Source organism: Pseudomonas sp. BIGb0558 (genome assembly GCF_024807515.1).
GTDB classification, from domain to species: Bacteria; Pseudomonadota; Gammaproteobacteria; order Pseudomonadales; family Pseudomonadaceae; genus Aquipseudomonas; species Aquipseudomonas yamanorum_A.
Map to the genome: position 1 here is coordinate 17,675 of NZ_JANUEW010000018.1, position 12,949 is coordinate 30,623.

A 12,949-nucleotide genomic window follows, 5' to 3' on the forward strand; every position below is an offset into this window, starting at 1 on the left:
TTTCAGTCGAGGCATCTGGTGACTGATCCACCGCTATCGCGGGCAAGCCCGGCTCCCACATTTGATCTCTATCGTTTCGACAATCGGATCACAGCGATACCGGTGCTCTTTCGCACAACGTATTCAGCGCCACAGCCCACTGCGGGTCGTCATTCAGGCAAGGCACCAACACCAACTCCTCGCCCCCCGCCTCACGGAACTGTTCCAACCCGCGATCGCCAATCTCTTCCAGCGTCTCGATGCAGTCCGCGACAAACGCCGGGCACATCACCAGCAGCTTCTTCACGCCTTGCTGAGCCAACGCTTCAAGGCGTGCCTCGGTGTAGGGTTCGATCCACTTGGCCCGGCCCAATCGCGACTGGAACGCCACCGACCACTTGCCCTCCGGCAAACCCAGGCGCTCGGCAAAATCCCGCGCAACGCTGAAGCATTGGGCGCGATAGCAAGTGGCAAGCACCTCGGGAGAGGCGTTCTGGCAACAGTTGGCGTCCTTGAAACAGTGTTGCCCGGTAGGGTCGAGCTTTTTCAGGTGACGCTCGGGCAAGCCGTGGAAACTCAGCAGCAGGTGATCGAAATCCTGCTCCACGTAGGCCCTGGCACTGTTGGCCAGCGCATCGAGGTATTCCGGCTGATCGTAAAACGGCTGCAAGATCGAAAACTCGATCGCCAGCTTCTTGTCCCGCACCACGCGCCGGGCTTCTTCAATCACCGTGGTCACGGTGCTGTCGGCGAACTGCGGGTACAACGGCGCCAGGGTGACTTTCTTGATGCCCTGGGATGCCAAACGAGTCAGTACGCTTTCAATCGACGGCTCGCCATAACGCATCGCCAGTTCCACCGGGCCCTGGGTCCATTGCGACGTCATCTGTTGTTGCAGGCGACGGCTGAGGACTACCAGCGGCGAGCCTTCGTCCCACCAAATCGAGGCGTAGGCATGGGCCGACTGCTCGGGGCGCTTGATCAGGATCAGCGACACCAGCAAACGCCGCACCGGCCACGGCAGGTCGATGACGTAAGGGTCCATCAGGAACTGGTTAAGGTAGCTGCGCACATCCGCCACCGAAGTGGACGCCGGTGAACCCAGGTTGACCAGTAACAACGCGTGATCCGTCATGCAACATCCTATCTCTAGAGGCGGCTGGACAAGTCGTCCAGGGCCGCGTGCAACTCAGTGAACTGGAAAGTGAAACCGGCCGCCAACAGCCGCTGGGGCAACGCCCGCTGGCCACCCAGCAACAAGCCGGACAACTCACCCAGGCCGATGCGCAAGGCAAACGCCGGCATGGGCATGAACGCCGGACGGTGCAGCACCTTGCCCAGGGTCTTGGCAAACTCAAGGTTGCGCACCGGGTGTGGCGCGCACGCATTATAAGGACCGCTGGCATCGCTCTTGTGCAGAAGAAAATCAATCAGGGCGATTTGATCCTTTATATGGACCCACGGCATCCACTGCCGACCATTGCCGATAGGCCCGCCCAGCGCCAGTTTGAACGGCAGCAACAGCCGCGACAAAAAGCCGCCCTCGGCCGCCAGCACCAACCCGGTACGCACCAGTACCACGCGGATACCCAATGCCTCGGCGCGCTGGGCCGTTTCCTCCCAGGCGATCGATAGCTGGCTGCCGAAATCGTCCTGCACCGGGCCACTGTCTTCGGTCAGCTCACGCTCGCCGCCGTCGCCATACCAGCCGACCGCAGAGCCGGAAATCAGCACGGCCGGTTTTTGCTCGAGGCCCTCCAGCCAGGCCAACAAGGTTTCGGTCAGGCCGATACGGCTGCTCCACAGCAACGCCTTGCGTTTATGGGTCCAGGGGCGGTCGGCAATCGGCGCCCCGGCCAGGTTGACCACCGCGTCCACCGGCTCGTTTATGTCTTGCAGGCGGGCGATGCCGCGCACTTGGGCGCCGCACAGTTTGGCCACTTGCTCGGGATGGCGGCTCCAGACCGTAAGTTGATGGCCTTGGGCAAGCCAGTGTTGGCAGAGTTGACGGCCGATCAAACCCGTACCGCCGGTCAGCAAAATGTGCATGAGTTGTTCCTCGTGTAACGTTCGCCGACCACCGTTAGTCTATTTTATAGACAGGGATGTTTTAATCGGGCGCAACGGTGGTTAAACCCTCAGGTTTAACCATAGGTCACGCCAAACGATCAGGTACGCCAAAACTTATACCAAAAAACAATATTGTACAGCTATTGGTGTCGGCGTAGTCTGTACCCAACGGTAAAACGAGGCCTCCCATGACTGTTCCCATCGCGATCATTGGCACCGGCATCGCCGGTCTCTCCGCCGCCCGAGCGTTGAAAGACGCGGGGCACGCTGTACAACTCTTCGATAAAAGCCGCGGCAGTGGCGGTCGCATGTCCAGCAAGCGCAGCGATGCCGGGGCACTGGACATGGGCGCACAGTACTTCACCGCCCGCGACCGGCGTTTCGTCAACGAAGTGCAACGCTGGCAGGCCCAGGGTTGCGCCGAGCAATGGAAACCCCAGCTGTACAACTTCAAGTCCGGGCAACTCACGCCCTCCCCCGATGAACAGATTCGCTGGGTCGGCACGCCGCGCATGAGTGCGATCACCCGTGCCCTGCTGGATGACCTGCCGGTGCACTTCGGCTGCCGCATCACCGAAGTGTTCCAGGGCAAACACCACTGGAACCTGCTGGACGCCGACGGCGAAAACCACGGCCCCTTCAGCCACGTGATCATCGCCACTCCGGCGCCGCAGGCCACCGCCTTGCTGGCCGCTGCGCCCAAGCTGGCGAGTGCCGCCGCCGGGGTAAAAATGGACCCGACCTGGGCCGTCGCCCTGGCCTTCGACAAGCCGTTGGATACGCCCATGGAAGGCTGCTTCGTGCAGGACAGCCCACTGGACTGGCTGGCCCGCAACCGCAGCAAACCGGGGCGCGACACCACCCTCGACACCTGGGTTCTGCACGCCACCAGCACCTGGAGCAAGCAACACCTGGACCTGTCCAAGGAAGCGGTGATCGAACACCTGCACGGCGCCTTCGCCGAACTTTTGCACAGCGCGATGCCTGCACCCTCCTTCACTCTCGCCCACCGCTGGCTGTACGCGCGGCCGTCCACCAGCCACGAATTTGGCGTGCTGGCCGACGCCGACCTGGGCTTGTACGTGTGCGGTGACTGGTGCCTGTCAGGCCGTGTGGAAGGCGCCTGGCTCAGCGGCCAGGAAGCGGCCCGGCGGCTGATCGAGCACCTGCAATGAACCGCATCAATCCCGCCAAGTTGCTGCTGTCGAAGTGGACAGCAGCCCGCCCGCAGCACAAGGAAAAACACTTCCTGGTGACCCAGTTGCTGCGCGACGACGATGGCGATGTGCAGGAGATCGAGTTGGAAGCCGTCATGAGCCATCGCGTGCAGCGCCTGGCCTGGCAAGCCCTGCAAAACGCCGAAGACTGGAAAATCGGCTGGAAATAGCCGCCCCCGAAAAAACCTGTACAAATTATTTGACTTGTACAGCTTCAAACCTATGATGAGATTAAGTTGTACAGAAATTTAACTCTGTACAGGATTTTTCATAGAGGTTTGGCCATGCCCAGCACCCTGCCCGCCACCGGCAAACCGAAAATCGCCATCAGTGCCTGCCTGTTGGGCGAGAACGTGCGGTTCAACGGCGGGCACAAACAATCCCATCTGTGCAGCCACACCCTCGCCGATTACTTCGACTTCGTGCCGCTGTGCCCGGAAGTTGCCATCGGCCTGGGCATTCCCCGCGAGCCGATTCGCCTGGTGGGCGACCCGCTCAACCCCCAGGCCGTTGGCACGGTGCACCGCGAACTCAACGTGACCCGGCCGCTGGACGACTACGGCCAACAAATGGCCGCTGAACACACCGACCTCTGCGGTTACATCTTCATGCAGAAATCCCCGTCCTGCGGCCTGGAGCGGGTCAAGGTCTATCAGGAAAACGGCATGCCCATCGACGGCGGCGGGCGCGGCATCTATGCCCAGGCGTTTTGCGCGCGCCACCCCAACCTGCCGGTAGAAGAAGACGGTCGGCTGAATGACCCGGTGCTGCGGGAAAACTTCCTGACCCGGGTATTCGTCTACGCCACCTGGCAGCAACTGCTCGCCGAAGGCCTGACCCGCCACCGCCTGCTGGAATTTCACGCACGCTACAAATACCTGCTGATGGCCCACAGCCCGGTGCATTACAAAAGCCTCGGCAACCTGCTGGGCAGCATGCCCAGGGACGTCGACCTCGACGCCCTGGCCGCCGGCTATTTCAGCGAACTGATGACCGCCCTGACCAAGTGCGCCACACGCGGCACCCACACAAACGTGTTGCAACACATCAGCGGCTACCTCAAGCAAGCCATCAGCGCCGAAGACAAACAGGAAGTGCAGACCCTCATCGGCCAATACCGCCAGGGCATCGTGCCGCTGGTGGTGCCGTTGACCCTGCTCAAGCACCACTTTCGCCAGCATCCGGACCGCTACATCGCGCAGCAGGCTTACCTGCAACCGCACCCGGAAAACCTCAGCCTGCGTAATGCGATTTAACCTATGACTCTCCCCCTGCAAGAACCTGTCGAAGACATCGCCGAGGCCATCGAACAAGGCTGGCTGCCGATCCGCGAAGTGGCGCGCCAGACCGGCGTCAACGCCGTGACCCTGCGCGCCTGGGAGCGACGCTACGGCCTGATCGTGCCCCAGCGCACGCCCAAGGGGCACCGGCTGTTTTCTGCCGAGCACGTGCAACGTATCCACACCATCCTGACCTGGCTCAACCGCGGCGTGCCCGTCAGCCAGGTCAAGAGCCTGATCGACACCGCGCAACCCGCCAGCGAGCCGCCGGTGGAAAACGAATGGCACAACCGTCGCCAGCACCTGATGCAGGCCATCAGCGAATTGGCCGAACGCCGAGTGGATGACGCCTTCAACCAGGCCATGGCGCTGTACCCGCCGCGCACCTTGTGCGAGCAGTTGTTATTGCCGTTGCTCAAGGAGCTTGAACTGCGCTGGCAAGGCCAATTCGGCGCGCAGATGGAGCGGGTGTTTTTTTACTCCTGGCTGCGCAGCAAATTCGGCGCGCGGATGTACCACAACAACCGCCAACTCAATGGCGCGCCGTTGCTGCTGGTCAACCAATCCGACCTGCCGCTGGAGCCGCATCTGTGGCTCACCGCCTGGCTGGCCAGCAGCGCCGACTGCCCGGTGGAAGTGTTCGACTGGCCACTGCCGGCCGGCGAACTGGCCCTGGCCGTCGAGCACCTGCAACCCCGGGCGGTGCTGCTGTATTCGAGCAAGGCACTCCATACGTCGGCACTGGGCAAACTTTTGAGCGGCTTCAGTTGCCCAAAACTGATAACCGGACCAACGGTATGCATCCACCAGGCCGAGCTGTCCGTATTAACCCAAGACATTCCTGATTTGCTGCTGGCCGAAGACCCGTTATCGGCCCATCAGGTACTGATCCAGCAGGGACTTATTTAAATGCACTTGATCTGGCTGCGCACCGACCTGCGCCTGCATGACAACACCGCCCTCGCCGCCGCCGCACAGCGCGGCCCGACAGCGGCTGTCTACCTGATCAGCCCGCAGCAGTGGCTGGCCCACGATGACGCGCCGTGCAAAGTCGACTTCTGGCTGCGCAACCTCAAGCGCTTGAGCGTGGCATTGGGCGAGTTGAACATCCCGCTTTTGGTCCGCCCCGCCGCTACCTGGGACCAGGCACCGCAAGTCCTGGCAGACCTGTGCCAGGAACTGTCGGTCGAGTCGGTGCACGTCAATGACGAATACGGCATCCACGAAGAGCGCCGCGACGCCGCCGTCGCCCAGGCCCTCGAAGCCCGGGGCGTAATCTTCCACAACTACCTGGACCAGCTGCTGTTCCAGCCCGGCAGCGTCCTGACCAAGACCGGTACGTACTTCCAGGTGTTCAGCCAGTTCCGCAAGGTCTGCTACAGCCGCTTGCACGGCGCGCTGCCCCGCCTGGTCGCAACACCCAAGGCCCAAACGCCGCTCACACTCAAAAGCGACCCGGTCCCGGATCACGTCGACGGTTTTGCCTCGCCAACCGAGGCCCTGCGCGCCCTGTGGCCAGCCGGTGAAACCGAAGCCCGTCGCCGTCTCGAGCAGTTTGCCGACGGGCAAATCAGCTACTACAAAGACGAACGCGACTTCCCGGCCAAGCCCGGCACCAGCCAGCTCTCGGCTTACCTGGCCGCCGGTGTGGTCTCGCCGCGCCAATGCCTGCACGCCGCGCTGCAAAGCAACCAGGGTGAGTTCGAAAGCGGCGACATCGGCGCCATCACCTGGATCAACGAGCTGCTGTGGCGCGAGTTCTACAAACATATCCTGGTGGGTTACCCACGGGTCTCGCGCCACCGCGCGTTCCGCCCGGAAACCGAAGCCGTGGCCTGGCGCAACAGCCCCGACGACTTGAAGGCCTGGCAGGAAGCCCGCACCGGCCTGCCGATCATCGATGCGGCCATGCGCCAATTGCTGGAAACCGGCTGGATGCATAACCGCCTGCGCATGGTGGTGGCGATGTTCCTGACCAAAAACCTGCTGATCGACTGGCGCGAAGGCGAGCGTTTTTTCATGCGCCACCTGATCGACGGCGACCTGGCCGCTAACAACGGCGGCTGGCAGTGGAGTTCGTCCACCGGCACCGACTCGGCGCCGTATTTCCGGATTTTCAGCCCCTTGAGCCAGTCGGAAAAATTCGACGGCGAAGGCGTGTTCATCAAGCACTGGCTGCCGCAACTGGCGGCGCTGAACAAAAAGGAAGTGCACAACCCCGACGCCGTGGGCGGCCTGTTCGGCGTGGCCGACTATCCTCGTCCTATCGTCGATTTGAAAAAATCCCGCGACCGCGCCCTCGCCGCCTTCCGCAGCCTGCCTTCACGCCAGGCGGTCGGGGGTGGTTATGAGTGACTTCCTGCGCCGCTTCGCCCAGGCCTTTGCCAGTGTGGACAAGCATAACCTGCACCTGCTCGACAGCCTGTACAGCCAGGACATCAGCTTTACCGACCCGCTGCATGAAGTGCACGGGCTGCCGGCGCTGCACCGTTACTTCGCCGAGCTGTACGACAACGTCACCCAGCTGCGCTTTGACTTCCATGGCTTCGATCAAGTGGCTGAAGGCGAAGGCTACCTGCGCTGGAAAATGAGCTTCTGCCACCCGCGCCTGGCCAAGGGCGAAGTGATTCGCGTCGAAGGCTGCTCGCACCTGCTGTGGCGCGACAAGGTGTACCAGCATCGAGACTATTTCGACGCAGGTGCACTGCTGTATGAACACGTGCCGGTCCTCGGTGGCGTGGTCAGTTGGTTGAAAAGGAGAATGGGATGAGCCTTATACCCCCACGCCGTTATTGGTTGACCGGCGCCAGCAGTGGCATCGGTGCCGAACTGGCCAAGGCGCTGCTCGACAGCGGCGCCCACGTGGCCGTCAGCTCCCGCTCCAAGGCGCCGCTGGAGCAGCTCGCAACGCAATACCCCGGGCAAGTGCTGGTTGTGGCAGGCGACCTGACCAACAGCCAGACCGTGCGCGAAATCGGTGAACACATCGCCGTGGTCTGGGGCTCGCTGGACACTGTGATCCTTAACGCCGGCACCTGCGAATACGTGGATGCCAAGCAATTCGACGCCTCGATCATCGAACACGTGGTGCGCACCAACCTGCTCGCCAGCAGTTACTGCATCGAGGCTGCCCTGCCGCTGTTGCGCGCCGGCAATACCCCGCACCTGGTCGGCGTGGCCAGCGCGGTGACCTACCTGCCGATGCCCCGGGCGGAAGCCTATGGTGCCTCCAAGGCCGGCCTGCGTTACCTGTTCGAATCCCTGCGCATCGACCTGTCACCCGAAGGGATTGACGTGACCGTGGTCAGCCCCGGGTTTGTCGACACACCGCTGACCGCCCGCAATGATTTCCCGATGCCCTTGAGCTGGCCGGCGGACAAGGCCGCGCGGCATATCTTCGCCAAGCTGAAAAACCGCCCCTTGGAAATTGCCTTTCCGGCCCTGTTTATTGCCGCGTTGTGGCCGCTGTCGAAGTTGCCGAACCGGGTGCAACTGATCATCGGCAAACGCATGCTGCGCAGCCCGCCACCGCTCAAGGACGACCTGTGAAGATCGCCATTATCGGCAGCGGCATTGCCGGGCTGACCAGTGCCTACCTGCTCAGCCGCCGCCATGACATCACCCTGTTCGAGGCGGGCGACCGCATCGGCGGGCACACCCACACGGTGAATGTCACGGTGGATGGCAAAAGCTATGCGGTGGATACCGGCTTCATCGTGTTCAACAACTGGACCTACCCCAACTTCATCAAGCTGCTGGGGCAGGTCGGCGTGACGTTCAAACCCACCGAGATGAGCTTTTCGGTGTGCGACCCGAACGCCGGCTTCGAATACAACGGCAACAACCTCAACAGCCTGTTCGCCCAGCGCAGCAACATTCTGTCGCCGGGGTTCTGGGGCATGTTGCGCGACATCCTGCGCTTCAACCGCCAGGCGCCGCTGGACCTGCAAGAGCAACGCATCAGCGCCGAGATGACCCTGGGCGAGTACCTGCAAGCGGGCGGCTACGGCCAGCGGTTTATCCAGCACTACATCGTGCCGATGGGGGCGGCGATCTGGTCGATGTCCCTGGCGGACATGCTCGGGTTTCCCCTGCAATTCTTCGTACGGTTCTTCAAGAACCATGGCTTGTTGTCGGTGAGCAACCGGCCGCAGTGGTGCGTGATCGAAGGTGGTTCCAGCCGCTATATCGAGCCGCTGACCCAGTCCTTTCGCGAAAAAATTCGCCTCAACTGCCCGGTCACCCGGGTTGAACGCACAGCGATCGGCGTGGTGATCCACAGCGCCGCCGGCAGCGAGGCCTTCGACAAGGTGGTGTTCGCCTGCCACAGCGACCAGGCCCTGGCATTGCTGGGCGATGCGAGCGTGGCCGAGCAACAGATCCTCGGCGCCTTGCCCTACGCCGACAACGACGTGGTCCTGCACACCGACACCCGCTTGCTGCCCGAGCGCAAACTGGCCTGGGCCAGCTGGAACTACCGCCTGGACGGCAGCGCGCAAAAGCAGGCGGCCGTGACCTACGACATGAACATTCTGCAAGGCATCGACAGCGCCACCACCTTTTGCGTGAGCCTCAACCAGACGGCGATGATCAACCCGCTCAAAGTCCTCGCCCGCTACACCTATGCCCATCCGCAATACAGCCTGGCCGCCGTGGCCGCGCAAGCGCGCTGGGAAGAATTGCACGGCGCGCAGCACACCTATTATTGCGGCGCCTACTGGGCCAACGGTTTCCACGAAGACGGCGTGGTCAGCGCGTTGCGCGTGGCCAAGGCATTTGGGGAAATCCTGTGAACAGCGCCCTCTACAGCGGCTGGATCGCCCATCGGCGGTTTACGCCCAAGGGCCATGCCTTCCGCTACCGGATCGGCCTGCTGTACCTGGACCTCAGCGAACAGCACGACGTGTTCGGCTTGTCGCCACTGGCGGGCGAGCGCTGGGCGCCGTTCGCGTTTCGCCAGCAGGATTACCTGCGAGAATTGACCCGTCACGGCATGAGCTTGACCGATGCCGTACGCCAAGAAGTCGGCAAGGCCCTGGGGCGCATCCCCCTGGGCGCAATCTGCCTGCTGACCCAGGCTCGCAGTTGGGGCCTGGCTTTTAATCCGGTGAGTTTCTTCTACTGCTTCGAGGCCGATGGAACACTGGCCGCGATCCTCTGTGAAGTGACCAACACCCCGTGGCGCGAGCGCTATCACTACGTGCTGCCGGCCCAGGCGCTGCCTGCCGACGAGCACCAGCACTTCGCCGTGGCCAAGGCGTTTCATGTGTCGCCGTTTCTGCCCCGGGACCTTGAGTACCGCATGAGCTTCAGCCCGCCCGCCGCGAAACTCGGCGTGCACATGGCCGACTGGCAGGGCGAGCTGAAAGTCTTCGACGCCACCTTGAGCCTGCAACGCGAAGCCTTGAACCGCGCCAGCCTGCACCGTTACCTGTGGCGCTTCCCGTGGATGACCGCCAAGACCTGCCTGGCCATTTATTGGCAAGCCTTGCGCCTTCTGCTTAAACGCACGCCGATTTTTTCCCATCACGCCGCCGAAGGCGCTTCTCGCACCGCAGTCGGGTACACCAAGGATCGCCGCCATGAAATCCCCTAGCTTATCGGTCAAATCCAACCGCTTGAACGTCAACGGCATGACCGCCGCACTGCTGCGCAAAGCGGTGCTGCGCCAGCTCGGCCAACTGCGCCACGGCCAGTTGGTGGTGGTGGAGGACGGCGAACGGCAAGTCTTCGGCGCACGGGAAGCGCACCTGCTGGGGGAAATCCAGATCCTCGATTCAGCCGTGTGGGGCCTGGTGGCGGCCAACGGTTCCATCGGTGCGGGCGAAGCATTTATTCATGGTTACTGGAGCAGCCCGGACCTCACCGCCGTGGTGCGGGTGATGGTCAGCAACCTGGATGTGCTGGATGCGCTGGAAGGTGGCCTGGCCAAGCTCGCGCGGCCCTTCACCCAGGGCCTGCACTGGCTCAACCGCAATACGCGCAAGGGCTCGCAGAAAAACATCGCTGCCCACTACGACCTGGGCAACGACCTGTTCGAAGAATTCCTCGACCCGACCATGATGTATTCGGCCGCGCAGTTCCTCACCGCCGACGACACCCTGGAACAGGCGCAGTTGAACAAGCTGGAACGCATTTGCCAGAAGCTCGCCCTGAAACCGTCCGACCACCTGCTGGAAATCGGCACCGGCTGGGGCAGCATGGCGATTTATGCGGCGCAGCAATATGGCTGCAAGGTCACCACCACGACCTTGTCCAAAGAGCAGTTTGCCTACACTGAAAAACGCATCGAGGCCCTGGGTTTGCAGAACCAGGTGACGCTGCTGCTGGAGGACTACCGCGACCTGACCGGGCAGTACGACAAGCTGGTGTCCATCGAGATGATCGAAGCGGTGGGCCATCGCTTCCTGCCCACCTATTTCAAGCAGTGCGCGCAGTTGCTCAAGGGCAACGGCCTGATGTTGCTGCAAGCCATCACCATTCGTGAGCAACGCTACGAACAGGCCAAGAGCAGCGTGGACTTTATCCAGCGCTACATCTTCCCCGGCGGTGCCCTGCCCTGCGTGCAGAAGATGCTCGAGATCGTCAGCCGCGACACCGACATGAACCTGCTGCACATGGAGGATTTCGGCCTGCACTACGCGCGTACCCTGCGCCTGTGGCATGAAAACTTTCGCCGCGCCCACAGCCGCCTGACAGACATGGGCTACGACGAATACTTCCTGCGCCTGTGGGAGTTTTACCTGTGCTACTGCGAAGGCGGCTTCATGGAGCGCACCATCGGCACCGCGCAGATGCTACTCGCCAAGCCGGCGGCGCTGACCCAACCGCTGCTCGGGCGTTTTGATGCTTAAACCGCTGGCGAACGCCGTGCTGTTCCAGTGCGGCTGGTTTGCCTGTGTGCTGGGCGGCAACAGCCTGTGGCTGTTGGTGGGAGCGGCCGTGCTGGCGGTCCATCTGCTGTGGATAAGTTCGTGGTCCGAGGAGGGCCAGGTGATCCTGGCCGTCACCCTGCTGGGCACGGTGATCGACACCGCGTTGCGCGGGTTTGGCGTGTTTCATTTCAGCATGCCGGGACCGCTGGCGCCTTTATGGCTGATCCTGTTGTGGGCGCTGTTGGCAACCACGCTGCGCCATTGCCTGGCCTGGAGCGCGCAGCCCTGGTGGCGCGCGAGCCTGTTGGGTGCGGTGGGCGGGCCGTTGTCTTATTACGCCGGCAGCCAGTTGGCCGGGGTCAGTTTCGGCTACGGCACCGTGGCGACCATCCTCGGCCTGGCGTTGCTCTGGGGCATGATTTTTCCATTGCTGCACTGGGTCGCCAGGCAGTTGGCACACTGACGTCCGTCAGGCCTTTCACACACGCATAAGCCGCTTGCCTTACACTGCGCGCCTATGACCAACATCCCCCACACCCAAATCGCCGAACCCGCCGTCACCTGCTCCACCTGCGCCGCGTGCTGCTGCCAGCTGGAAGTCATGCTGATCACCGATACCGGCGTGCCTGATCGCTTTATCGATACCGACGATTGGGGCGGCGAAGTCATGCTGCGCCTGGATGATGGCTGGTGCGCGGCGCTGGATCGCGACACGATGATGTGCACGATCTATGAGAAGCGACCGCTGATCTGCCGGGAGTTCGAGATGGGCGCGCCGGAGTGCATTGATGAGCGCCAGGGGATTGCGACGGTGTATCGCTGATTTTGAAACCGATATAGATCAACTGTGGGAGCTGGCTTGCCGGCGATAGCATCAACTCGGTGTAACTGATGCACCGAGGTGCCTGCATCGCTGGCAAGCCAGCTCCTACAAGGGTTTTGCGGTGTTCTTGAGCGTTACAGTGGCATCGTGTAGTGCAGCGAATAGCTCTCGACACCATCGTTATTGCTGCTGATCCCGGCATTGGAGTAATGGGTGGCACGAATGCCCACTTCACTCCCACCGACAAAGCGCAAGCCAAAGCCCAGTCGGTCTTCAAACTGGAAAGCCTGGCCAATGTTGTTGTCTTCCACCCGCGTGCGGGAGAACACCGCCACGCCAACCCCGGCCTCGATGTACGGCTTCACCCGCTCCCCGGCAAACTCATACACAAACACCGGCGAGAACGACAGGCTGCTGACGCTGGCGCGCTTGTCACCGTCCCAATAGGTGTAGGCCCCACTCCAGTACCCGGTCACGCGGCCCGTATCGGTCTGCCACCAGCTTTTGTCCCAATTCGAGGTCAGCCCCAACCGATAGGTCAGGGTCGAATCGCTCGTACTCCCCACTCCAAATTCCAGGCCCGCAGCCTGCGCAGAAAAAGAGTGCCCCAACATTGCAGCCGCAATCGCAGCCAAACAGAACAAGCGCTTCATAGAGAAACATCCCTTCCGAACGAAGTTGTATGATTTTGTACCGGCTAACTTG

The 12,949-nt window shown here is 62.2% G+C and carries 15 protein-coding genes; 12 read left to right on the forward strand and 3 right to left on the reverse strand.

All coding sequences use genetic code 11. From position 1 onward, the window contains the following. Positions 1–88: 88 nt before the first annotated feature. Positions 89–1,114 carry a ferrochelatase gene (hemH, locus tag M2400_RS20470; RefSeq protein ID WP_259197510.1) on the reverse strand — a complete coding sequence of 342 codons (1,026 nt, stop codon included), beginning with the start codon at positions 1,112–1,114 and terminating at the stop codon, positions 89–91. 14 nt (positions 1,115–1,128) lie between these two features. Beyond that, a complete protein-coding gene (locus M2400_RS20475; RefSeq protein ID WP_177120326.1) occupies positions 1,129–2,028 on the reverse strand; it encodes a TIGR01777 family oxidoreductase in 900 nt (299 codons plus the stop codon). 209 nt (positions 2,029–2,237) lie between these two features. Between M2400_RS20475 and M2400_RS20480 the strand changes: the two genes are divergently transcribed. The 12 genes from M2400_RS20480 to M2400_RS20535 all read left to right on the forward strand — a co-directional run bounded on the left by M2400_RS20480 (position 2,238) and on the right by M2400_RS20535 (position 12,244). Then, the gene (locus tag M2400_RS20480; protein WP_177048154.1) at positions 2,238–3,224 is read left to right on the forward strand and encodes an NAD(P)/FAD-dependent oxidoreductase; all 987 of its coding nucleotides are present in this window, start codon (positions 2,238–2,240) and stop codon (positions 3,222–3,224) included. Beyond that, positions 3,221–3,436, forward strand: coding sequence for a TIGR02450 family Trp-rich protein (locus M2400_RS20485; protein ID WP_259197511.1), 216 nt, complete (start codon positions 3,221–3,223; stop codon positions 3,434–3,436). Before M2400_RS20480 ends, M2400_RS20485 begins: the two co-directional genes overlap by 4 nt. A 114-nt stretch (positions 3,437–3,550) precedes the next feature. Further along, positions 3,551–4,522 (forward strand): YbgA family protein, encoded by a 972-nt coding sequence (locus M2400_RS20490; RefSeq protein ID WP_371321507.1) that lies wholly within the window; start codon positions 3,551–3,553, stop codon positions 4,520–4,522. Between the two features lie 3 nt (positions 4,523–4,525). Further along, complete coding sequence (locus M2400_RS20495) at positions 4,526–5,455, forward strand: MerR family transcriptional regulator (protein ID WP_177048157.1); 930 nt, start codon at positions 4,526–4,528, stop codon at positions 5,453–5,455. After that, complete coding sequence (gene phrB, locus M2400_RS20500; RefSeq protein ID WP_259197512.1) at positions 5,456–6,901, forward strand: deoxyribodipyrimidine photo-lyase; 1,446 nt, start codon at positions 5,456–5,458, stop codon at positions 6,899–6,901. Further along, positions 6,894–7,316 (forward strand): nuclear transport factor 2 family protein, encoded by a 423-nt coding sequence (locus M2400_RS20505; protein ID WP_177048161.1) that lies wholly within the window; start codon positions 6,894–6,896, stop codon positions 7,314–7,316. The genes phrB and M2400_RS20505 overlap by 8 nt, the downstream gene beginning before the upstream one ends. After that, positions 7,313–8,095 carry an SDR family oxidoreductase gene (locus tag M2400_RS20510; RefSeq protein ID WP_177077151.1) on the forward strand — a complete coding sequence of 261 codons (783 nt, stop codon included), beginning with the start codon at positions 7,313–7,315 and terminating at the stop codon, positions 8,093–8,095. Before M2400_RS20505 ends, M2400_RS20510 begins: the two co-directional genes overlap by 4 nt. Further along, entirely contained in the window at positions 8,092–9,339 is a 1,248-nt protein-coding gene (locus M2400_RS20515; RefSeq protein WP_177077149.1) for an NAD(P)/FAD-dependent oxidoreductase, read from the forward strand. The genes M2400_RS20510 and M2400_RS20515 overlap by 4 nt, the downstream gene beginning before the upstream one ends. Beyond that, complete coding sequence (locus tag M2400_RS20520; protein ID WP_259197513.1) at positions 9,336–10,142, forward strand: DUF1365 domain-containing protein; 807 nt, start codon at positions 9,336–9,338, stop codon at positions 10,140–10,142. Before M2400_RS20515 ends, M2400_RS20520 begins: the two co-directional genes overlap by 4 nt. Then, entirely contained in the window at positions 10,129–11,400 is a 1,272-nt protein-coding gene (locus tag M2400_RS20525) for a cyclopropane-fatty-acyl-phospholipid synthase family protein (RefSeq protein ID WP_177115957.1), read from the forward strand. The genes M2400_RS20520 and M2400_RS20525 overlap by 14 nt, the downstream gene beginning before the upstream one ends. Then, on the forward strand, positions 11,393–11,884 hold the full coding sequence (locus tag M2400_RS20530; RefSeq protein WP_259197514.1) for a DUF2878 domain-containing protein: 492 nt from the start codon (positions 11,393–11,395) through the stop codon (positions 11,882–11,884). The genes M2400_RS20525 and M2400_RS20530 overlap by 8 nt, the downstream gene beginning before the upstream one ends. Positions 11,885–11,938: 54 nt before the next feature. Continuing rightward, entirely contained in the window at positions 11,939–12,244 is a 306-nt protein-coding gene (locus M2400_RS20535) for a YkgJ family cysteine cluster protein (RefSeq protein WP_003208416.1), read from the forward strand. 134 nt (positions 12,245–12,378) lie between these two features. Here the strand turns inward: M2400_RS20535 and M2400_RS20540 are convergent, their stop codons facing one another. After that, entirely contained in the window at positions 12,379–12,897 is a 519-nt protein-coding gene (locus M2400_RS20540; protein ID WP_177132815.1) for an acyloxyacyl hydrolase, read from the reverse strand. Between the last annotated feature and the right edge of the window lie 52 nt (positions 12,898–12,949).

What these genes read in the sequence shown, in the direction of transcription:
- M2400_RS20525 (WP_177115957.1), top strand. Translation starts at nt 10,129, where the DNA reads ATGAAATCCCCTAGCTTATCGGTCAAATCCAACCGCTTGAACGTCAAC.
- phrB (WP_259197512.1), top strand. Translation starts at nt 5,456, where the DNA reads ATGCACTTGATCTGGCTGCGCACCGACCTGCGCCTGCATGACAACACC.
- M2400_RS20490 (WP_371321507.1), top strand. Translation starts at nt 3,551, where the DNA reads ATGCCCAGCACCCTGCCCGCCACCGGCAAACCGAAAATCGCCATCAGT.
- hemH (WP_259197510.1), bottom strand. Translation starts at nt 1,114, where the DNA reads ATGACGGATCACGCGTTGTTACTGGTCAACCTGGGTTCACCGGCGTCC.
- M2400_RS20475 (WP_177120326.1), bottom strand. Translation starts at nt 2,028, where the DNA reads ATGCACATTTTGCTGACCGGCGGTACGGGTTTGATCGGCCGTCAACTC.
- M2400_RS20495 (WP_177048157.1), top strand. Translation starts at nt 4,526, where the DNA reads ATGACTCTCCCCCTGCAAGAACCTGTCGAAGACATCGCCGAGGCCATC.
- M2400_RS20480 (WP_177048154.1), top strand. Translation starts at nt 2,238, where the DNA reads ATGACTGTTCCCATCGCGATCATTGGCACCGGCATCGCCGGTCTCTCC.
- M2400_RS20510 (WP_177077151.1), top strand. Translation starts at nt 7,313, where the DNA reads ATGAGCCTTATACCCCCACGCCGTTATTGGTTGACCGGCGCCAGCAGT.
- M2400_RS20505 (WP_177048161.1), top strand. Translation starts at nt 6,894, where the DNA reads ATGAGTGACTTCCTGCGCCGCTTCGCCCAGGCCTTTGCCAGTGTGGAC.
- M2400_RS20540 (WP_177132815.1), bottom strand. Translation starts at nt 12,897, where the DNA reads ATGAAGCGCTTGTTCTGTTTGGCTGCGATTGCGGCTGCAATGTTGGGG.
- M2400_RS20535 (WP_003208416.1), top strand. Translation starts at nt 11,939, where the DNA reads ATGACCAACATCCCCCACACCCAAATCGCCGAACCCGCCGTCACCTGC.
- M2400_RS20530 (WP_259197514.1), top strand. Translation starts at nt 11,393, where the DNA reads ATGCTTAAACCGCTGGCGAACGCCGTGCTGTTCCAGTGCGGCTGGTTT.
- M2400_RS20485 (WP_259197511.1), top strand. Translation starts at nt 3,221, where the DNA reads ATGAACCGCATCAATCCCGCCAAGTTGCTGCTGTCGAAGTGGACAGCA.